General features: G+C 62.7%; 20 protein-coding genes and 1 riboswitch. Of the genes, 15 read left to right on the top strand and 5 right to left on the bottom strand.

The features are described 5' to 3' along the window. The first annotated feature begins 58 nt into the window (after nucleotides 1-58). Nucleotides 59-160: riboswitch (TPP riboswitch) on the top strand. A 303-nt stretch (nucleotides 161-463) separates the two neighbouring features. Further along, nucleotides 464-973, top strand: coding sequence for an energy coupling factor transporter S component ThiW (gene thiW / locus H9X91_RS09845; RefSeq protein ID WP_204804717.1), 510 nt, complete (start codon nucleotides 464-466; stop codon nucleotides 971-973). Between the two features lie 25 nt (nucleotides 974-998). Beyond that, nucleotides 999-1,793: a hydroxyethylthiazole kinase gene (gene thiM / locus H9X91_RS09840; RefSeq protein ID WP_204804716.1), complete on the top strand. Its 795-nt coding sequence runs from the start codon at nucleotides 999-1,001 to the stop codon at nucleotides 1,791-1,793. A gap of 56 nt (nucleotides 1,794-1,849) precedes the next feature. Here thiM and H9X91_RS09835 read toward each other — a convergent pair whose 3' ends face one another. Beyond that, nucleotides 1,850-2,509, bottom strand: coding sequence for an HAD family hydrolase (locus tag H9X91_RS09835; RefSeq protein ID WP_204804715.1), 660 nt, complete (start codon nucleotides 2,507-2,509; stop codon nucleotides 1,850-1,852). Nucleotides 2,510-2,602: 93 nt separating this feature from the next. On the opposite strand from H9X91_RS09835, the gene thpR reads away from it, so the two are divergent. Beyond that, entirely contained in the window at nucleotides 2,603-3,103 is a 501-nt protein-coding gene (gene thpR, locus H9X91_RS09830; protein ID WP_204804714.1) for an RNA 2',3'-cyclic phosphodiesterase, read from the top strand. Between the two features lie 343 nt (nucleotides 3,104-3,446). On the opposite strand, the gene metG is transcribed toward thpR, so the two are convergent. Beyond that, on the bottom strand, nucleotides 3,447-5,498 hold the full coding sequence (gene metG, locus H9X91_RS09825) for a methionine--tRNA ligase (RefSeq protein ID WP_204804713.1): 2,052 nt from the start codon (nucleotides 5,496-5,498) through the stop codon (nucleotides 3,447-3,449). Between the two features lie 215 nt (nucleotides 5,499-5,713). Between metG and H9X91_RS09820 the strand changes: the two genes are divergently transcribed. Both H9X91_RS09820 and H9X91_RS09815 read left to right on the top strand, forming a co-directional pair. After that, complete coding sequence (locus H9X91_RS09820) at nucleotides 5,714-6,469, top strand: exodeoxyribonuclease III (RefSeq protein ID WP_204804712.1); 756 nt, start codon at nucleotides 5,714-5,716, stop codon at nucleotides 6,467-6,469. 113 nt (nucleotides 6,470-6,582) lie between these two features. Next, complete coding sequence (locus H9X91_RS09815) at nucleotides 6,583-7,878, top strand: lactate racemase domain-containing protein (RefSeq protein WP_204804710.1); 1,296 nt, start codon at nucleotides 6,583-6,585, stop codon at nucleotides 7,876-7,878. 70 nt (nucleotides 7,879-7,948) lie between these two features. Here the strand turns inward: H9X91_RS09815 and gpr are convergent, their stop codons facing one another. Then, nucleotides 7,949-8,845: a GPR endopeptidase gene (gpr, locus tag H9X91_RS09810; protein ID WP_204804708.1), complete on the bottom strand. Its 897-nt coding sequence runs from the start codon at nucleotides 8,843-8,845 to the stop codon at nucleotides 7,949-7,951. A gap of 194 nt (nucleotides 8,846-9,039) precedes the next feature. Between gpr and rpsT the strand changes: the two genes are divergently transcribed. The 3 genes from rpsT to H9X91_RS09795 all read left to right on the top strand — a co-directional run bounded on the left by rpsT (nucleotide 9,040) and on the right by H9X91_RS09795 (nucleotide 10,889). Further along, nucleotides 9,040-9,303 (top strand): 30S ribosomal protein S20, encoded by a 264-nt coding sequence (rpsT, locus tag H9X91_RS09805; RefSeq protein ID WP_022288759.1) that lies wholly within the window; start codon nucleotides 9,040-9,042, stop codon nucleotides 9,301-9,303. Between the two features lie 145 nt (nucleotides 9,304-9,448). Next, nucleotides 9,449-10,264 carry a TatD family hydrolase gene (locus H9X91_RS09800; RefSeq protein ID WP_204804706.1) on the top strand — a complete coding sequence of 272 codons (816 nt, stop codon included), beginning with the start codon at nucleotides 9,449-9,451 and terminating at the stop codon, nucleotides 10,262-10,264. A gap of 1 nt (nucleotide 10,265) precedes the next feature. Beyond that, nucleotides 10,266-10,889 (top strand): TatD family nuclease-associated radical SAM protein, encoded by a 624-nt coding sequence (locus H9X91_RS09795; protein ID WP_204804704.1) that lies wholly within the window; start codon nucleotides 10,266-10,268, stop codon nucleotides 10,887-10,889. A gap of 40 nt (nucleotides 10,890-10,929) precedes the next feature. On the opposite strand, the gene H9X91_RS09790 is transcribed toward H9X91_RS09795, so the two are convergent. Beyond that, on the bottom strand, nucleotides 10,930-11,679 hold the full coding sequence (locus H9X91_RS09790; RefSeq protein ID WP_204804702.1) for a sulfite exporter TauE/SafE family protein: 750 nt from the start codon (nucleotides 11,677-11,679) through the stop codon (nucleotides 10,930-10,932). Between the two features lie 204 nt (nucleotides 11,680-11,883). On the opposite strand from H9X91_RS09790, the gene rpsF reads away from it, so the two are divergent. The 4 genes from rpsF to H9X91_RS09770 all read left to right on the top strand — a co-directional run bounded on the left by rpsF (nucleotide 11,884) and on the right by H9X91_RS09770 (nucleotide 13,997). Then, complete coding sequence (rpsF, locus tag H9X91_RS09785; protein WP_204804701.1) at nucleotides 11,884-12,180, top strand: 30S ribosomal protein S6; 297 nt, start codon at nucleotides 11,884-11,886, stop codon at nucleotides 12,178-12,180. A 12-nt stretch (nucleotides 12,181-12,192) separates the two neighbouring features. Continuing rightward, on the top strand, nucleotides 12,193-12,642 hold the full coding sequence (locus H9X91_RS09780; protein ID WP_204804699.1) for a single-stranded DNA-binding protein: 450 nt from the start codon (nucleotides 12,193-12,195) through the stop codon (nucleotides 12,640-12,642). 25 nt (nucleotides 12,643-12,667) lie between these two features. Then, nucleotides 12,668-12,919 carry a 30S ribosomal protein S18 gene (gene rpsR, locus H9X91_RS09775; protein WP_021751115.1) on the top strand — a complete coding sequence of 84 codons (252 nt, stop codon included), beginning with the start codon at nucleotides 12,668-12,670 and terminating at the stop codon, nucleotides 12,917-12,919. Nucleotides 12,920-13,076: 157 nt separating this feature from the next. After that, nucleotides 13,077-13,997: an AEC family transporter gene (locus tag H9X91_RS09770; RefSeq protein WP_204804698.1), complete on the top strand. Its 921-nt coding sequence runs from the start codon at nucleotides 13,077-13,079 to the stop codon at nucleotides 13,995-13,997. 76 nt (nucleotides 13,998-14,073) lie between these two features. Here H9X91_RS09770 and H9X91_RS09765 read toward each other — a convergent pair whose 3' ends face one another. Next, nucleotides 14,074-15,594 (bottom strand): 4Fe-4S dicluster domain-containing protein, encoded by a 1,521-nt coding sequence (locus tag H9X91_RS09765; RefSeq protein ID WP_204804697.1) that lies wholly within the window; start codon nucleotides 15,592-15,594, stop codon nucleotides 14,074-14,076. A 630-nt stretch (nucleotides 15,595-16,224) separates the two neighbouring features. Here H9X91_RS09765 and H9X91_RS09760 point away from each other — a divergent pair. From H9X91_RS09760 to H9X91_RS09750, 3 genes are read left to right on the top strand one after another with little or no spacing between them, the layout of a single operon-like run. Continuing rightward, nucleotides 16,225-17,217 (top strand): ATP-binding cassette domain-containing protein, encoded by a 993-nt coding sequence (locus H9X91_RS09760; RefSeq protein WP_204804696.1) that lies wholly within the window; start codon nucleotides 16,225-16,227, stop codon nucleotides 17,215-17,217. Continuing rightward, nucleotides 17,214-18,080 carry an ABC transporter permease subunit gene (locus H9X91_RS09755; RefSeq protein ID WP_204804695.1) on the top strand — a complete coding sequence of 289 codons (867 nt, stop codon included), beginning with the start codon at nucleotides 17,214-17,216 and terminating at the stop codon, nucleotides 18,078-18,080. The genes H9X91_RS09760 and H9X91_RS09755 overlap by 4 nt, the downstream gene beginning before the upstream one ends. 15 nt (nucleotides 18,081-18,095) lie before the next feature. Then, nucleotides 18,096-19,505, top strand: coding sequence for a DUF7088 domain-containing protein (locus H9X91_RS09750; RefSeq protein ID WP_204804693.1), 1,410 nt, complete (start codon nucleotides 18,096-18,098; stop codon nucleotides 19,503-19,505). Nucleotides 19,506-19,522: the final 17 nt, after the last annotated feature.

Below are 19,522 nucleotides of genomic sequence, written 5' to 3'. Positions count from 1 at the left end.
GGCCGTCTTCGTTCAACATGCCGCTTGACAAATTCCCGCAGGCGGTGTCATAATAGAGCCGACAAAACAGGGGAGCCGGTACCGGCTGAGAGGAAGCGTGCGCTTCGACCCTTCACCTGATGTGGGTAATGCCACCGTAGGAAGTGATGTCCAGACATACCGTACGGCGGGCACCCATGGGTGCCCGCTGTTTTTACTTTGAGACGGAAAGGATGTGCATCGGAGGACACGAACACCGGCGCCCCGGGACCACCGGGAGCGGGCCGAGGGGGAGCGCCCTGGGTCCGGGCCGGAAAAACAGCGATGGGAAGCCGTGTTCCGGCGTGAGAGGAGGCCAGGGAGCCTCGACCGATTTTCCACAGCAGGCGGGATCCGTCTGCTGGACCTTGCATGGCAAGGGGGAAACGCTGTTTTTGCGCCGTTTTCTCCCTGCAAATTCTGATGGATCAAAGGAGCGATCTCTATGAAAACGAAAAAGTTGGCTCTGGCCGGCGTGCTGTGCGCCGTGGCCGTGGTGGGCAGCATGTTCCAGTTCCCGGTATTCGGCAGCCAGTGCGCGCCGGTGCAGCACATGGTAAACGTGATCTGCGCCGTGTTCCTGGGCCCGTGGTACGGCGTGGTGGTTGCATTTGCCGCCAGCCTGCTGCGGAACGCCCTGAGCCTGGGCAGCCTGCTGGCCTTCCCGGGCAGCATGTGCGGCGCGCTGCTGTGCGGCCTGGTGTACTGGAAGACGAAGAACCTGCCCGCCACGCTGGTGGGCGAGGTGTTCGGCACCGGGATCATCGGCGGCCTGCTGTCCTATCCCATCGCCATCGCCTTCATGGGCAAGGTGGCCGGCAGCATCGGCTACACCGCCTATGTGGTGCCCTTCCTGATCTCCACGGTGGGCGGCTCCGTCCTGGCGGGCGCCCTGGTCTTTGCCCTGAAGCGCAGCGGTGCCCTCAAGACCATGCAGACTGCGCTGGAGCACTGAGTTCGACTGTGAAAGGGTCCTTCCCATGTTTGATTTCACCCAGCTGGAGGAGGTCCGCCGCCGGCGGCCCCTGATCCACTGCGTCAGCAACATCGTCACCGCCAACGACTGCGCCAATCTGGCCCTGGCGGTGGGCGCCAGCCCCATGATGGCCCAGGCCCCGGAGGAGATGACGGCCATTTCTGCCGTCAGCGGCGCCACAGTGCTGAACACCGGCACCCCGGACGCCGAAAAATTCCGGGCCTGCCGGATCTGCGCCGCCTCTGCCCATCACCCGGTGGTGCTGGACCCGGTGGGCGTGGGCGCCAGCCCCTGGCGGCTGGGACAGGTCCGGCAGCTGCTGGACGGCTTCACCCCCGCCATCCTGCGGGTGAATCTGGGGGAGGCCCAGGCCCTGCTGGGCACCGACGGCCGGGAGCAGGGGGTGGACAGCCCGCTGCCCGCCAGCCAAGACGTCCGGCGGGATACCGCCATGGAGCTGGCCCGGCGCCGGCACACGGCGGTGCTCCTCTCCGGCCCGGAGGATCTGGTCACCGACGGGGAGCGGGTCTGGTGCGTCACCGGCGGCAGCGACCGGATGTCCCTGGTCACCGGCACCGGCTGCATGCTGTCGGTGCTGTGCGGGGTGTTCGCCGCCGTGGAGCCGGACGCCGCCATTGCGGCCGCCCTGGCCTCCGCCTTCTGGAAGGTCTGCGCCCGCCGGGCGGAACGTCTCTCCGGCGGACGGGGCAGCGGCAGCTTCCGCACCGCCCTGCTGGACGCCGCCAACACACTGACGGCCTTGGACGCCGCCCGGGAGGCGGAAATCGCCGCTCTGTAAACAGACAACAGCCCGCCCGGCTTCCTGCCGGGCGGGCTGCCTTGTTTCCGATATGCTCACTCGAGGCTCCTGGTCTCGAACATCTCCTCAAAGGAGCGGATGTAGTAGTCTGCCATCTCCCGAATGGCCGGCTGGTTGGCCTCCTCCGAGGCGTCATACACCGCCGCCACCCGGAACCCGGCGGCCTTGGCGGTCCGGATGGCGTGGAAGGCATCCTCAAACACTACCGTATCCTTCTTGTTGGACTGAAGGCGGCGCATGGCCCGCTCGTAGATCTCGGCGCTGTCCCGCTTGCCGACGCCCACCTCCGCCACGGTGATGAGGCCCCGGAAGTAGTGGTCGATCCCCGCGTGGCGGAGGGCCGCTTCCGCCAGAGGGCGGTCCGTGGCGGTGGCCACGTACATCCACACGCCTTCCATCTTCAGAAGGGAGAGGAACTTCTCCACGCCGGGCTTTGCCTGGACCTCATTCTGATAGAAGTCCGCGACCCGGCCCACCACCCGGCCGATCAGCTCCTCCTCCGTCTGGGGGAGGTGGTAGTGCTCCTTGCAGTAGGCGATCCCGTGCCGGAGGGAGAGGGTCTTCAGCATCTCGCTGGTCTCCGGCTCGGGCTCGATGCCAAGGCCCCGCAGGACGCTGGTGCCCAGGTCCCGCCAGATGGGCATGGAGTCCAGCAGGGTGCCGTCCATATCAAAAATCGCGCTTTGCAGTCTCATGGGAACTCCTTTCGTCTGTTGCCGATGGTCCCTATTGTACCACCAGAACCGGGGAGGACGCAATCAAAACCCTTTGAAAAGGAGGAAAAATTCATGCGGCTCTTCCTGGCCATCCAGCTCTCCCCGGCGGTGCGGGAGGCCCTGCTCACCGCCCAGGCGGACCTGCGCCGCCAGGGGAGAGGCTCCTTTCCCCCGCCGGAGAACCTGCACCTGACCCTGGCCTTCCTGGGGGAGACGGCAGACCTGCCCGGCGCCCGCGCCGCGCTGAACGCGGCGGCCTGCCGCCCCTTCACTCTGGCGGTGGGCGGCCCGCCGGGACACTTCGGCGACCTGTGGTGGGCCGGCGTCCGGGGGGACCCGGCCCTGGAGGACCTGGCCCTGTCCCTGCAGGCGGACCTCCGGGCCCGGGGCTTTCGCCTGGAGGACCGCCCCTTCCGTCCCCATATCACCCTGGTCCGCCGCTGGCGGGGCGAGGCCCCGCAGGTGACCGTCCCCCACGCCAGCATGGTGGTCCGGCGGATCTCCCTCCTGCGCTCCGATCTGACAGACGGCAAGCGGATCTACACAGAACTCTCCAACAAATCCCTGCGTTAAAAAAACAGCCGGCACCACTTGGTGCCGGCTGTTTTCGCAAAGGAAAGGGGCTCTAGGGGAAAACCGTTGGTTTACACCGTTGCGGCATTACGATTCCCGGCCCTGTTCGGGCCGCCAATCGTGCCGCTGCCTCGAAAGCGGTTCGCTTCATCCGCCGTAGGCGGCGCTTCACCGCTTTCCCCAGTTCGTTCGCCGTTGGCGAACGAAGAAATTTCAATCATTTTCGGCAGGACATGCGCCTGCCGAAAATACGTTGACCCAGCCGCCCAGGGCGGCGTCCCCAGTGACCGACGTCACTGGGGGTGGGGGAGGTCGAGGGGGAGCCTGCTCCCCCTCGAAGCCCTCAGCAGAGCTTCGCGCCCGCCGGAATAGCGTCATCCACCATGATCAGGTGCAGGCACTCCTCGCCCTTTTCCGTGTGGACGGCGGAGATCAGCATGCCGTTGCTCTCCAGGCCCATCATCTTCCGGGGCGGCAGGTTCACAATGGCGATCAGGGTCTTGCCCACCAGGTCCTCCGGCTCGTACCACTTGTGGATGCCGGAGAGGATCTGCCGGTCCACGCCGGTGCCGTCGTCCAGGGTGAATTTCAGCAGCTTCTCGCTCTTCTTCACCGCCTCGCAGGCCTTCACCTTCACCGCCCGGAAGTCGGACTTGCAGAAGGTGTCGAAGTCCACCTTCTCCGTCAGCTGGGGCTCCACCTCGATAGCGGGCAGAGCGGCCTTCTTGGCCTCGGCCTCCGCGGCCTCCAGCTCGGCCAGGGCCTTGTCCAGATCCAGCCGGGGGAACAGGTTCTCGCCCTTGGTGACAGCGGCGGTCTCCGGCAGGGCGCCCCACACCGCGGCCGCATCCCAGGTCTGCGCCTCCGCCGGGGCGCCGATCTGGGCGAAGAGCTTCTCACAGCTCTCCGGCATGAAGGGCGTCAGCAGGATGCCGCAGATGCGGGTGGCCTCCAGCAGGTTGTACAGCACGTGGGCCAGCCGGGCGCCGTTGGCCTCCATATCCTTGGCCAACGCCCAGGGGGCGTTCTCGTCGATATACTTGTTGGCCCGCTGGATGACCTTGAACACCTCGTCCAGGGCCTTGTGGGGGGCGAAGGTCTCCATGTCCTCCTCATAGTCGAACCGGAGCCCTGCGGCCTTGCTCACCAGGTCCAGGTCAAAGAGGACCGGATCGTTGGGATCGTCAGATCCGAAGCACATCGTGGATTCCCGGGTCGCGGAGGACTGGGCGGCCTTTTTTTCCATCTCCGTGGCGCCGCACCCGGCGGGCAGCTGTCCGCCGAAGTACTTGCCCACCATGGCGGTGGTGCGGGAGACCAGGTTGCCCAGGTCGTTGGCCAGGTCGGTGTTGATGGTCTGAATCAGCAGCTCATTGGAGAAGTTGCCGTCGGAGCCGAAGGGGAACGTCCGCATCAGGAAGAACCGCAGGGCGTCCACGCCGAACTTCTCCGCCAGGATATAGGGGTCCACCACGTTGCCCTTGGACTTGGACATCTTGCCGCCGTCCAGCAGCAGCCAGCCGTGGCCGAACACATGCTTGGGCACCGGCTCACCCAGGCTCATCAGCATGGCGGGCCAGATGATGGAGTGGAACCGGACGATCTCCTTGCCCACGATGTTGACGCCGGGCCACCAGCCCTTGTCGTAGTCGTGGTAGCGGTCGTTGTCGTAGCCCAGGGCGGTGATATAGTTGCTGAGGGCGTCCACCCACACGTAGACCACGTGCTTGGGGTCAAAGTCCACCGGGATGCCCCAGGAGAAGCTGGTGCGGGAGACGCACAGGTCCTCCAGGCCGGGGTCCAGGAAGTTCTTCACCATCTCATGGACCCGGCTGCGGGGCTGCAGGAAGTCGGTGTTCTCCAGCAGGTCCCGGATCCGGTCGGCGTACTTGCTCAGGCGGAAGAAGTAGGCCTCCTCCTCGGCGTCCTGGACCGGGCGGCCGCAGTCGGGGCACTTGCCGTCCACCAGCTGGCTCTCGGTCCAGAAGGACTCGCAGGGGGTGCAGTACTTGCCCTTGTAGGTGCCCTTGTAGATGTCGCCCTTGTCGTACATCTTCTTGAAGATCTTCTGGACGCTCTCCACATGGTAGTCATCCGTGGTGCGGATGAACCGGTCGTTGGAGATGTTCATCAGCTTCCACAGGTCCTTGACGCCCCGGTCGCCCTCCACGATGTGGTCCACGAATTCCTTGGGGGTGACGCCGGCCTCCTTGGCCTTGGTCTCGATCTTCTGGCCGTGCTCGTCCGTGCCGGTGAGGAACATGACGTCCTCGCCCTTCAGCCGGTGGTAGCGGGCCAGGGTGTCCGTGGCCACGGTGCAGTAGGTGTGGCCGATGTGGAGCTTGTCCGACGGATAGTAGATGGGCGTGGTGATATAGAACTTTTTCTTTTCCATAGGGTCTTCTCCTTTTTCACAGCCGCTCCGAATGGAAGAGGGCTGGTATTGAACGCACGATTCTTATATTATATACGCCGTCTTCCAAAATTACAATGTTTTGTCGCATTTTTCCCGGACCGGCCGGAGACGGGCGATTTTTCCACAGAGCATTGTTTTTCCGTGGAAAATCGGCTACAATAAAGGACTGAGATCGTTACCAAAGGAGAACTGCTATGAGACTGGTATCCTGGAACGTCAACGGCCTGCGCTCCTGCCTGGGCAAGGGCTTTCTGGACTTCTGCGCCGTGGCCGATGCCGACGTCATCTGCCTGCAGGAGACGAAAATGCGCCCCGAGCAGGCGGAATTCGATCTGCCGGGCTATCACCGCTACTGGAACAGCGCCGACAAGGCGGGCTACTCCGGCACCGCGGTGTTTACCCGGCAGGAACCGCTGAACGTCACCTATGACTTCGGCATCGACGAGCACCGGCATGAGGGCCGGGTCATCACGGCGGAGTACCCGGACTTCTATCTGGTGTGCTGCTACACCCCCAACTCCAAGGACCAGCTGGCCCGGCTGGACTACCGCATGGCCTGGGAGGACGATATCCGGGACTATCTGCTGGAGCTGGACGCCCAAAAGCCCGTGGTGTACTGCGGGGACCTGAACGTGGCCCATGAGGAAATCGACATCAAGAACCCCGGCCCCAACCGCCGCAACCCCGGCTTCACCGACGAGGAGCGGGAGAAGATGACAACGCTCCTGGACAGCGGATTTACCGACACCTTCCGCTACCTGTACCCGGACAAGACCGGGGCCTACTCCTGGTGGAGCTACCGCTTCAATGCCAGGAAGAACAACGCCGGGTGGCGGATCGACTACTTTATCGTCTCTGACCGGCTGAAGGACAAAATCAAAAACGCCGACATCTGGAGCGAGGTGCTGGGCAGCGACCACTGCCCGGTGGTGCTGGAGCTGGACATCTGACGGGCAAATTTTGTGACATTTGCCGTCGACATTTCCGCCGGATCGGCGTATAAAGAGGATAACATCAGCAGCGGCCCTGATAGGGCCCTGTGCCAAAACAAGGAGTGACCCTCATGACAGAACCCATGAAATACGGACAGACGGAATTTGAAGTTCATCTACCCCCGGAGCTGATCGCCGCAGAGCTGGAGCCCAACCAGGTGGATCTGCCTCAGCGGACCACGGCGGAGCACATCCGCTGGGCCCTGGACCATCCCATCGACTCCGCCCCTTTGAAGGAACTGGTGAAGGCCGGCGACAAGGTCTGCGTCGTCATCTCCGACGTGACCCGCCGCTGGCAGGCGCCGGACACCTATCTCCCCATCCTCATCGGGGAGCTGGAGGCCGCCGGCGTCCGGGACGAGGACATCCTCATCCTCTCCGCCACCGGCACCCACCGCCGCCAGACGGAGGAAGAGCACATCGGCCTGGTGACCAAGCCGGTGTATGACCGGATCCGGGTGGAGGACCACGTCTGCACGGACCAGGACAACCTGGCCTATGTGGGCACCACAAGCCGGGGCACCCCCGTCTGGCTGGACAAGCGGGCCCTGGCCTGTGACAAGATCATCCTCACCGGCGGCGTGGTGTACCACTTCATGGCGGGCTTCGGCGGCGGCCGCAAGAGCATCCTGCCGGGCATCGCCGGCCGTGAGACCATTATGAAAAACCACAACCTGGCCCTGAATCCCGGCATCGGCAGCGGCTCCAACCCCGCTGTCCGCAGCGCCAACATGAACGCCGCCAACCCGGTCCACGCCGACATGATGGAGGCCTGCTCCATGGTCCGCCCCACGTTTTTGCTGAACGTGGTGGTGAATGACGAGCAGGAGATCATCGCCGCCTTTGCCGGCAACTGGGTCACCGCCCACCGGGCGGCCTGTGATCTGGTGGACCGGATGTACGGCGTGCCGGTGAAGGAGAAGACTCCTCTGGTCATCGCCAGCGCCGGCGGCTATCCCAAGGACCTGAATTTCTACCAGACCATCAAGACCCTCTCCAATGCCCTGGAGGTGGTGGCCGACGGCGGCACCCTGATCCTGGTGACCAAGTCGGAAGAGGGCTTCGGCAGCGAGGATACCCAGCGGCAGATCGCAGGCTTTGCCACCATGGAGGAGCGGGAGAAGGACCTGCGGGAGAACTTCTCCATCGGCGCCTTCATCGGCTACCTCTTTGCCGAGAGCGCCGAAAAGTACCACATGATCGCCGTCACCGACATGGCCCAGGAGGACTTCGGCACCGCCAGGATCCACGTGGTCAAGACCCTGGACGAGGCACTGGAGCTGTCCCGCCGGCTCAACGGCGGCCGGGACCTGCGGGCCACGCTGCTGCCCCACGGTGCCAACACCCTCCCCAAATTCCAGTCATGACGCCCTGCTTGCAGACCGGGAAGCCGAGACCGCTTCCCGGTCTGCGCCTTTTCGGCAGCGCGGCGGCGCCTCAGCTCAGCAGGGCATTCATCTCCTCGATCTCCAGATCCTGCAGGGCCCAGTTGATGCCGTAGCCCACCACCTTGGAAAGGTCCCGCACCTGCTGGTCGATGTCCCGGGTGGTGACCATGAAGGCCTCATGCTCCCCCCGCAGCCGGTCCTCGTCCACCTTCTCTGCGCCGGACTCCTCCAGAATGTCCGCCGCCAGGGTGGCGGAGTCCACCACCGTGGGCACGCCGATGGCAAACACCGGCACCCCCAGCGTCTCCTGATTCAATGCCGCCCGGTGGTTCCCCACGCCGGAGCCTGGAATGATGCCCGTGTCGCTGAGCTGCACCGTGGCGCACACCCGGCCGCACCGGCGGGAGGCCAGGGCGTCGATGGCCAGGACCATGGCGGGCTGGACCTCCGCCACCAGGCCCCGCACCGCCTCGGCGGACTCCACGCCGGTGGTGCCCAGCACGCCGGTGCGGAAAGCCGAGACCTGCCGGAATCCGGCGAATTGCCTGGGCATGGCGGAGAGCAGGTGCCGGGTGATCAGCACGCTGTCCAGCGCCAGGGGACCAACGGCGTCCGGCGTCATGGCGGCGTTGCCCAGGCCCACCACCAGGGCGGAGCCCTCCGGCGGCAGCAGGGCCTTCAGCTCTGTGCCCACGGCCCGGACGGCCCGCTCGAAAAAGTCCGCCTTCCGCTGCCAGAAGGTGGTGAGGTCGATGGTGAAATAGCTGCCCCGGGGCTTGCCCAGAGCCTCCTCGCCCCGGTGGTCCAGGATGTCCACCCGAGTGACGGGATAGCCCTCCAGCTTCCGCTTGGTGGCTTTCACTCCCATGAGACGGGTGGTCCGCTCCGCGGACTCCTGCCAGAGCTCCCGGGCCTCCAGGGCCAGGTCTGTACGTTTGATGAACAATGTGCGCCGCCTCCCAAACACAAAATCTTGTGGTCCGGTCCCTAGGTTTTGCGGCAGGGGGCACGATATACAATTTTCACACAAAAAATATAAAAAAAGTCTTGCTTTTTGGGCCGTGCCCTGTTAAAATATCATTCTGCATGGTGGGAGCGGATTCCCACAGTCAAAATTTCTGCCTAAGGGAGGTGTTTGGTTTGCCGAATATCAAGTCTGCCAAGAAGCGCGTTCTGATCGCTGAGGTGCGCAACGCCCGCAACAAGGCTACGAAGTCCGAGCTGAAGACCGCCATCAAGAAGTTCGAGGCTGCTGCCGCAGAAGGCAATCGCACCGAGGCCGATGGCGCTTACAAGGTTGCAGTGAAGAAAGTCGATCAGGCTGTTGCCAAGGGCGTTCTGCACAAGAACACGGCCGCTCACCGCAAGAGCGCCATGACCCTGAAGCTCAACAAGATCGGCTGATCATATCGGGCTGAAAGGACATCCGCAGGGATGTCCTTTTTGTTTTTCTGGCCGGGATGCTTTTCCCGATTCTGGCCCTTTTCTTTTCCGCAGCGCGTGTTATAATCGTCCGTAGGATCGAAATTCTGCCGAAGAGGTGACGGCCATGAAGCTGTTTGACACCCATGCCCACTACAACGACAACGCCTTTGACCGGGACCGGGAGGCGCTGCTGGACGCCCTGCCCGATGCCGGGGTGGGGGCTGTGGTGATCCCCGGGGTGGACGTGGAGAGCGCCCGCTCCGCCCTGGCCCTGGCGGAGAGCCGCCCCTGGCTGTTCGCCGCCGCGGGGCTCCACCCGGAGGACTGCGCCGGCTGCACGGACAAGGACTTCGACGCCATCCGGGACCTGTGCGGACATGAAAAGGTGGTGGCCATCGGGGAGATCGGCCTGGACTACTACTGGGCGGAGAACCCGCCGAAGGAATTCCAGCAGATGGTGTTCCGCCGTCAGCTCCAGATGGCGCTGGAGCTGGACCTGCCGGTGATCGTCCACGACCGGGAGGCCCACGGGGACTGCCTGGAGATCGTAAAGGAGTTTCCCGGGGTCCGGGGGGTGTTCCACTGCTTCTCCGGCAGTCCGGAGATGGCGGAGGAGCTGTTGAAGCGGGGCTGGTACCTGGGCTTTGACGGCCCCGTCACTTACAAGAACGCCCGCCGGGCGCCGGAGGTGGTGGCCGTCACGCCTCTGGACCGGATCGTGGTGGAGACGGACGCCCCCTATATGAGTCCGGTGCCCAACCGGGGCAGGCGGAACGACAGCCGGAACCTGCCCTACATCGTGGAAAAGCTGGCGGAGTGGAAGGGCATCTCTCCGGAGGAGATGGCGGAGGCCGCCTGGAACAACGGCCTGCGGCTGTTCGGGCTGGAGGGGAGGGTCCCGGCCAGCCGGCAAACAGGAAATGATCAAGGAGTGAATTGAGATGGAAAAAGGCTTTACCATCACCTATGAATATGGGGACAACCTGTATGTGAACCCCACCAACCGGTGCAACTTCAACTGCGAATTCTGCCTGCGGCACAACCAGGGCTCCGGCGGCAGCATCTACACCCACAACCTGTGGCTGAAGCGGGAGCCCACAAAGGAGGAGATTCTGTCCTCCATCGAGGGCCACGATCTCTCCCAGTACAGGCAGCTGGTGTTCGTGGGCTTCGGCGAGCCCACCTACCGGTTCGACGACATCTGCTGGGTCATCGACCAGATGAAGGCACACGGCACCAAGATCTTCACCCGGATGGACACCAACGGCACCGGCAGCCTTATCAACGGCCGGGACATCGCCCCGGAGTTTGCCGGCCGGTTCGACATGGTGTCCGTCTCCCTGAACACCGACACGGCGGAGAAGTACAACGCCCTGTGCCACCCCCAGCAGGCGGACGCCTACCAGGCCATGAAGGACTTCACCAAGGAGGTCCGCAAATACGTGCCCACCGTGATGATGACCGTGGTGGACACCATCCCGAAAGAGGAGATCGAGAACTGCCGGAGGATCTGCGAGGAGGAGATCGGCGCCACCTACCGGGTGCGGGAGTATATCGCCGAGTGACAAAAAAGAGACGCCTGACGGCGTCTCTTTTTGAGTCGTTTTATGTATGGAACAACACAGACTTCACAATGATGCTGACACCGCCCAGCAGGAAGAGGACAATGGCCGCCTTCTGGAGCTTTCCCTCCTCCAGCCGGGGACCCAGCCGCGCCGCCAGCGCCATGGCCAGCACCGCCGCCGGTACAGAGACCAGGGCAAACAGCAGCACCGGGCCGGTGAACAGCCCTGTGACGAGATAGGTCACCACCCGCACCGCGTTTTCCCCAAAGAAGAGGAAGCACATGCTGCCTTTGAACTCGCTGTAGTCTTTCGCCGTCCGCTGGAGGTAGGCCACGATGAACATGTTGATGCCGAAGAGACCGGCGCACACACCGGAGAAGGCCGATACCACCAGCCGCAGCCAGGGACGGTCCTTCCGGTCCGGCTTCACCGGCCGCAGGGAGCGGGTGGCCATCTCCAGCCCCAGGAACACCACAATGACGCCCAGCACCGTCTTGATGATCCATGGCATAGAGAACCGCAGCAGCAGCGTGCCGGGGATCACGCCGCAGAAGTTGGCCGCCAGCAGCGGCAGGATCCGCCGCCACTGGAAGCTGCGCCGGTTCTTCCAGGTGATCCAGGCGTTCACCGGGCAGTCCAGCAGCAGTGTGCCCGGGGTGATGACCACATTGTCCAGGCCCATGGACAAGATCGGCGCCGAGATCAGGGGATTGCCGAAGCCGATCAGCCCCTTGACCGTGTAGGCCAGCAGCTGCGCCGAGAAAATGAACAGCGCCATGGAGATCGTCATATCATCGCTCCCTCCCAGTTTTCCACTCTAGTTTATAGCATATTTCCAGGGAAAAGGGAACGTCTTTTTGTCAGGGAACAGAAAAAACGCAGATTTTCCTTGACATTTCCAGAAATTCCGATATAATAATAGGGCTTGCAGTCTGCAGGCATATCCTTGCTCCCATCTTGAATGGGGGCCATTTGTCCAGAAGGAGGTGCAAATATGGCAAAGGTTTCTGCCAATTATGAGGTCGTGTATATCATCGACCCTGCACAGGGTGAGGAGAACATCGCCGCGCTGGTGAACAAGTTCAAGACCCTGGCTGAGCAGAATGGTTCCGCTGTGGAAGTGGAAGAGTGGGGCAGCCGCAAGCTGGCTTATCCCATCAACTACAAGACCGAGGGTTATTACGTCCTGATGACCTTCACCAGCGAGCCTTCTTTCCCGAAGGAGCTGGACCGTGTTCTGCGGATCACGGACGGCATCATGCGTTCCCTGATCGTCTGCAAGGGCGAGTAAGGGGGCATTGACATGCTCAACAAGATCATCATCATGGGTCGTCTGACCCGGGACCCCGAGCTGCGCCGCACCGGAAGCGGCACCGCCGTCACGTCCTTCTCCCTGGCCGTGGACCGGGACTTCAAGTCCCAGAACGGCGAGAAGGAGACTGATTTCATCGACGTGGTGGCCTGGCGCAGCACTGCGGAGTTCGTCAGCAAGTACTTCACCAAGGGCCGCATGGCCGTGGTGGAGGGCCGGCTGCAGATCCGCGACTGGACGGACAAGGACGGCGGCAAGCGCAGAAGCGCCGAGGTCGTGGCCGACAACGTCTACTTCGGGGATTCCAAACGGGACAGCGCCGGGGATTTCGGCGCACCCGCTTCCTACAGCGCCCCCATGGGCGGCCGCAGCGCCGCACCGATGGGCGGACAATCCGATTTCGCCGAGATCGGCGAAGAGGACGGCGAACTGCCGTTCTGACTTTTGATAAAGGAGGAACCATTTCATGGCTTTTGATCGTGAAGCGAGACCCGCTCGCCCCAACCGCGGCAAGCGCCGCAAGGTCTGCCAGTTCTGCGCGGACAAGTGCGAGTATATCGATTACAAAGACGCCGCCAAGCTGCGCCGCTTTGTGTCTGAGCGTTCCAAGATCCTGCCCCGCCGGACCACCGGCACCTGCGCCATGCATCAGCGTCAGCTGACCGAGGCCATCAAGCGTGCCCGGCAGATCGCTCTGCTGCCCTACGTCACCGACTGAGGCAGTCTTTTCGAACCTGTGAACACTCCCGTCCAATGGACGGGAGTGTTTTTTTACGAATTCTCGTCTTTTTTAACGAAATCGAAAGATGCCGGTTGTATTTCCCACCCGGGCATGGTAGGATAAAAACCGTGCTTTTTAGGGAGGGAAGTTTTTCATGGTTTTGCTGCTGCTTGAACATATCGTCCAGCTCTTTCTCTGTCTCGTCCTGGGATGGGTCCTGATTCGTGTGGGGCTGCTCAAGCCCACGGACAGCCGGGTGCTCTCTGTGGTGTGCCTGTATCTGGTCATCCCCTGCATCATCGTGGGCGCCTTTCAGATCGACAGCACCCCGGAGCTGCTCCAGGGCCTGGCACTCTCTCTGGGAACGGCCATCGGGATCCATGTGCTGTTCTTTGTCTTCACGGCCCTGCTGCGCCGGCCTCTGCATCTGACGCCGGTGGAACAGGCCTCCGTCATCTACTCCAACTGCGGAAACCTGATCATCCCCCTGGTGACGGCCATCCTGGGGCCCCAGTGGGTGGTCTTTTCCAGCATGTATCAGCTGGTGCAGCAGTTCCCCCTCTGGAGCCACTGCCGGATCCTGCTCAGCGGGGACCGCACCATCTCCCTGAAAAAGATCTTTCTGAACGTCAACATCCTCTCCGTGTTCGCCGGGGTGCTGCTGTTCGCCCTGAACATCTCCCTGCCTGCGGTCATCGAGGGGACCATGGACTCCATGGCCGCCATGGTGGGGCCCATGAGCATGATCGTCGCCGGCATGCTCATGGGAGATCAGGACATCCTGGCAGTCCTGCGGATCCGCAGCATCTGGAAGGTGGCCTTCCTGCGGCTCATCGCCGCGCCGCTGATCGTGCTGTGCATCCTGAAGTTCTCCGGTCTGGCCGCGCTGGCCCCGGACGGGGAGTCCATCCTGCTGATCAGCCTGCTGGCCGCCAGCGCCCCTGCTGCCTCCAATGTCACCCAGATCGCACAGGTCTATGGGCATGAGGGGGACTACGCCAGCGCCATCAATGCCATCACCACGCTGCTGTGCATCGGGACCATGCCGCTGATGGTGTTTCTGTATCAGCTGTGAATCCGCCGCCGGCTTTTTCGGACGAAAGAAGAGGGACGCCCTGGGGCGTCCCTCTTTTTTACCATAGAGCGGCCTGTTATTCCTCCACGTCTTTCAGACGGTCCACAAAGGGGCTGGCAGTGCAGCTGACCTCTGCGGCCTCCTTCTTGAACTTTTCCACGTTCATGGTGCTCTCCCGCACGGGGGTGATGGTGCCGGCGCCGGCCACGCAGCCGCCGGGGCAGGCCATGCCCTCCAGCAGATAGCCGTTGCGCTTGCCGGCCTTGGCCATCATCAGCATCTTTTTGCACTCCCGCAGGCCGTCGCCGTACTCGATCTGCACCTCCCGGCTGGGATCGATGTGCTTGATGGCCTCCACCACAGCGGCGGCCACGCCGCCGCCAACGGCAAAGCCCCGGCCCATGGCGGTGCCCTCGTTCAGGCCGTCTTCAGGGTCCGCCTCCAGGGTGTTGAAGTCGATGTCCTTGGCGTCGAACATGCCCTGGAGCTCCTCAAAGGTCAGCACATAGTCCACGTCGGACCGGACGGACTTGCGGTTGGCCTCCAGCTTCTTGGCGGCGCAGGGTCCGATAAAGCAGATCCGGGCGTTCGGATGGTCCTTTTTCACCATGCGGGCAGTGATGACCATGGGGGTCAGGGCCATGGAGATGCAGTCCTTGAACTCCGGGAACAGCTTCTTGGCCATGACGGACCAGGCGGGGCAGCAGCTGGTGCCCATGAAGGGCAGCTTCTCCGGGACCTCCTCCAGGAAGTCCTTGGCCTCCTCCACCGTGCACAGGTCCGCGCCGATGGCCACCTCCACCACATCCTGGAAGCCCAGGATGCGCATGGCGGCCTTCAGCTTGGCGGGGGTGGCGGCCTTGCCGAACTGGCCCACAAAGGCAGGCGCCACGCAGGCGATGACCTCGGAGCCCCGGTTCATGGCGTTGATGACCTGGAAGATCTGGCTCTTGTCGGCGATGGCGGCGAAGGGGCAGTTCACCAGGCACATGCCGCAGGAGACGCATTTGTCATAGTTGATCTTGGCCCGGCCCAGGTCGTCGGACTCGATGGCGTCCATGCCGCAGGCGGCGGCGCAGGGGCGCTCGATCTTGGAGATGGCGTGGTAGGGGCACTGGTTGAAGCAGCGGCCGCACTTGATGCACTTCTCCTGGTCGATGTGGCAGTGCTTGTCCTTATCCAGATAGATGGCGTCCTTGGGGCACACGTTCATGCAGGGGTGGGACAGGCAGCCCTGGCAGCTGTCGGTGATGCGGATCTGCTTGGGCGGGCAGGCATTGCAGGCAAAGGAGATGATGTTGACCAGGGGCTCTTCAAAATACTTGTCATCGGCAGAGGCCGCCTCCTGGATGTTGGCGCTGACCGGAGTCTGCTCGCCGGCGGGCTGCAGGCTCATGCCCAGAGCCAGCCGCACCCGCTCCTGGACGATGGCCCGCTCCAGAAATACGTCGTGGCGGTGCCGCGCCACCTCGCCGGGCACGATGGTATAGGGGATCATGTCCACCCGGTTCAGGTCTCCGCCCTCATAGGCCAGACGGGCCACCTCGGTAAAGACATTGCGGCGGATCTCGTCCACAGCACTGTGTACGCCTCTCATTCTTTTTTCCTCCCTAGTTCACCGGGCAGTCGCATTCTGGCCCCGGTTACTTAGATTTGCTGAAATATTATATCGGAACTTGTGCTGATTTGCAAGGAAAACCCGCTGGGACCTCCTGGAAAATGTGTTTTTTTACGCCATTTTCACGCAGATGCGGACAGCATGCGGCGGAGAGCGCCCTGGTCAGGGACACTCTCCGCCGCACCAGCTTGTCAAAATTTCATTTTGCCAAGCTGCCGGCGCTTTTCAGACCTTCCGAAAGGCCTGAAAAGCGGTTTGATTGAAAACGAAAGACACCCCTCCTGGGTTTCTTTCGTAGCTATCTTCCTTCCCGGTGTTCCGCCTTTTTCCACGAATCGGACAGCATGCGGCGGAGAGCGCCCTGGTCAGGGGCACTCTCCGCCGCACACAGAGAGAAAGGAAATGAAAAATGAAAAAAGAGAGGGGTATCAGCGATCCTTCTTGGAGGATGTCTGTATCATAACTCGCAAATCTAAAAATAATCTTTAAAAAGTTTGAACAGTTTATGAAGTCCCGTTCATCCTTTTCAGATAGGTTTCAGATTCTCCCTCTATACTGATGCCGCCGGGGAGGAGGCGCCTGCCTCTTCCCGAAAAGGAGGTCGTTTGCGTGATCGAAGTAAGAGATCTGGTGAAGCGCTATGGAGACCGCAATGCGGTGGACCATCTGAGCTTCACCGTGGAAGATGGCCAGATCTTCGGCTTTCTGGGCCCAAACGGCGCCGGAAAGACCACTACGATGAATATCATGACGGGTTATCTGGCCGCCACCGGCGGTCAGGTCCTGGTGGAGGGCCACGACATTCTGGAGGAGCCGGAGGCTGCCAAGGCCTGTATCGGCTATCTGCCGGAACTGCCGCCGCTGTATCCGGACATGACCGTGGAGGAGTATCTGGCCTTCTGCGCAGAGCTGAAGAGGATCCCCAGACAGGAGCAGGAGGAGCAGCTGGACCAGGTGCTGGCTCTGACCCACCTGGAGGAGATGAGCGCCCGGCTGATCCGGAACCTGTCCAAGGGCTACCGCCAGCGGGTGGGCCTGGCCCAGGCCATTCTGGGCTTTCCGAAGATCATCATCCTGGATGAACCCACCGTGGGGCTGGACCCCAAGCAGGTGGTGGAGATCCGTGAACTGATCCGCCATCTGTCCAGAGGCCACACGGTGATCATCAGCTCCCACATCCTCTCGGAGATCCGGGCAGTGTGCGACCGGGTGCTCATCATCCGCAAGGGGCGGTTCGTGGTGTGCGACACACCGGATGAGCTGGAGGAGCGGCTCTCTGCCGGCGGTTCTCTGGAGCTTACGGCCAAGGCCGCGCCGGAACAGGCGGAGCCGCTGCTCCGCAGCGTTCAGGGCGTCGTGTCCTGCACGCTGCTGGGGCAGACCGCAGACTCCGCCCGCTTCTCCGTCCGCACGGAGGGAGATGTGCGGGAGGCCCTGTTCTTTGCCTTTGCGGAAGCCCGGTGCCCCCTGGTGGAGCTGCGGCCCCGGATGGCCTCTCTGGAGGAGGTCTTTCTGGACCTGACGGATGACGACGACGAGGTCGCCGCCCAGGCGGCGGCACTGTTCCAGCGCACGGAAGAGAAGGCAGGTGTCCGGAAATGAAGGCCATTTACAAGCGGGAGGTCAGCTCCTATTTCAATTCCATGACCGGCTGGGTCTTTGTGGCGGTGCTGACCTTTTTCATCGGCATCTACTTTTTCGTCAACAACCTGTTTTCCGGATATCCCTACTTTTCCGTCTCCCTGAACTCGGTGCTGGTGGTGTTTATGGTGGTGATCCCCGTCCTCACCATGCGCTCCCTGGCAGACGAGCGCCACTCCAAGACGGACCAGCTGCTGCTGACGGCACCGGTCACCATCACCACAGTGGTGCTGGGCAAATATTTCGCCATGCTGACCGTATTCGCCGTTCCGGTGGCCATCGCCTGCCTGTGCCCCCTGATCATCGCCCTGAATGGGTCGGCCTTCCTGCTGGCAGACTACTGCTCCATCCTGGCCTTTTTCCTGCTGGGTGCAGTGGAGATCGCCGTGGGCATGCTGGTCTCCTCCCTGACAGAGAGCCAGATCATTGCCGCCGTGGGCTCCTTCGGCCTGCTGCTCCTGCTGTACCTGTGGGACGGGCTGGTGGACTTCCTGCCCTCTACCGCCGGCGGGTCGCTGCTGGGGCTGGCCATCCTGCTGGCTCTGGTGTGCTTTCTGGTGAATGCCCTGTCCAACAACTGGAAGGTCACAGCCGCCGTCCTGGTGCTGGGAGCCGCTGTGCTCACCGCGTTCTATCTGCGGGACTCCGGCGCCTTTGCCGGCCTGCTGCCGGACCTGCTGGGCAGGTTCTCTCTGCTCTCTGTCTTCAACGCCTTTGCGCTGGACCATGTCTTTGACGTGCCGGGCATCCTGCTGTACCTGTCCATGAGCGCGCTGCTGGTCTTTCTCACCGTGCAGGTGATCCAGCGGCGGCGCTGGAATTGAGGGGGGTGTGCAGAGATGAAGCATCACAACTGGAAGCACAGCCTGCGGGAGGCCGCAGGCCGCCACGCCTCCCGCAGGGGCGCGTTTTCCGCCGGGCTGACGGCCCTGGCCGTGGCGGCGGTGCTGGTGTTCAACCTGATCGCCGCCCAGCTGCCGGAGAGCTGGTCCCAGTTCGACCTGAGCGGCAGCGGGATCTATGACATCACCGACACCTCCCGGGACTATCTGGCGGCCATGGAGCAGGATGTGGAGATCCATGTCCTGGCCGATCCGGATCATTTGGACAGCCGGATCGCCCGCTTTCTGGACACATACGCAGAGCTCAGCGACCGCCTGTCTCTGGAATACGTAGACCCCATCGTCTATCCCTCCGTCCTGACCCAGTATGGCGTGGACGCAGACACCGTGGTGGTCACCTGTGCGGCCACCGGCCGGCAGGAATCCTTTGACATCAGCGACATCATCGGCTATGATATAATGATGTATTATATGTACGGCACACAGCAGGAAACGGATTTTGACGGAGAGGGACTTTTGACCTCCGCCATCGACAGCGTGGTGTCCGGCGTGACGCGGACGGTCTATGTGACCACCGGGCACGGCGAGACCGCCCTGCCCGCCGGCGTGGAGGAGCGGTTCGACCGGGTCCACATGTCTGTGGATTCCGTAAATCTGCTTACAGACGGCGGTATTCCCGAGGACTGCTCCCTGCTGATCCTCAACGCCCCCACCGAGGATCTGGCGGATGACGAGCTGGAGATGATCCTGACGTACCTGGAGCAGGGCGGACAGGTGATCTACAACATGGCCGGGGCGCTTCTGGATCTGCCCAACTGCAACGCTCTCTGCGCCGCCTACGGCATGAACGTGGCGGACGGCCTGATCGCCGACACCAGCCGGTATTACCAGAACATCCCCTATCTGTTCTTCCCTCTGATCGATACGTCTGTGGATGCGGCGTCCGGCCTGCCGGATGACGCCATGGTGCTGGTGCTCTCCTCCCGTGGATTCACCCTGACGGACCCGGCCCGGGACACCATCACGGTCCAGTCGTTCCTGACCACATCGGAAAACGGCTTTGCTGTGGTGGATGAGGAGACGCAGACACAGGGCACCTATGTGGTGGGCGCCGTGGCCACGGAGGAGACCGACGGGGGCGACACCGCCCGGCTGACGGTGTACGGCTCCAGCTCTCTCATTGACGCCAGCCTCACCGAAAGCTTCTCCAATCTGGACCTGTTCCTGGCTTCCGCCACGACAGGATTCGAGGATGTGTCCTCCATCTCCATCGAGCCTGTGAGCCTGTCTGTGCCAACCAACACCATCACCACCGGCGGCATCTGGGGCCTGCTGTTCATCCTGGTGATCCCTGCGGCGCTGCTGATCTACGGCTTTGCCCGCTGGATGCACCGCCGGAAACTGTGACGAAGGAGCAAACGATC

Origin of the sequence: Oscillibacter valericigenes (assembly GCF_016902445.1) — a bacterium.
Taxonomy (GTDB): domain Bacteria; phylum Bacillota; class Clostridia; order Oscillospirales; family Oscillospiraceae; genus Oscillibacter; species Oscillibacter avistercoris.
This window is presented reverse-complemented; position numbering and strand designations above follow the sequence as displayed.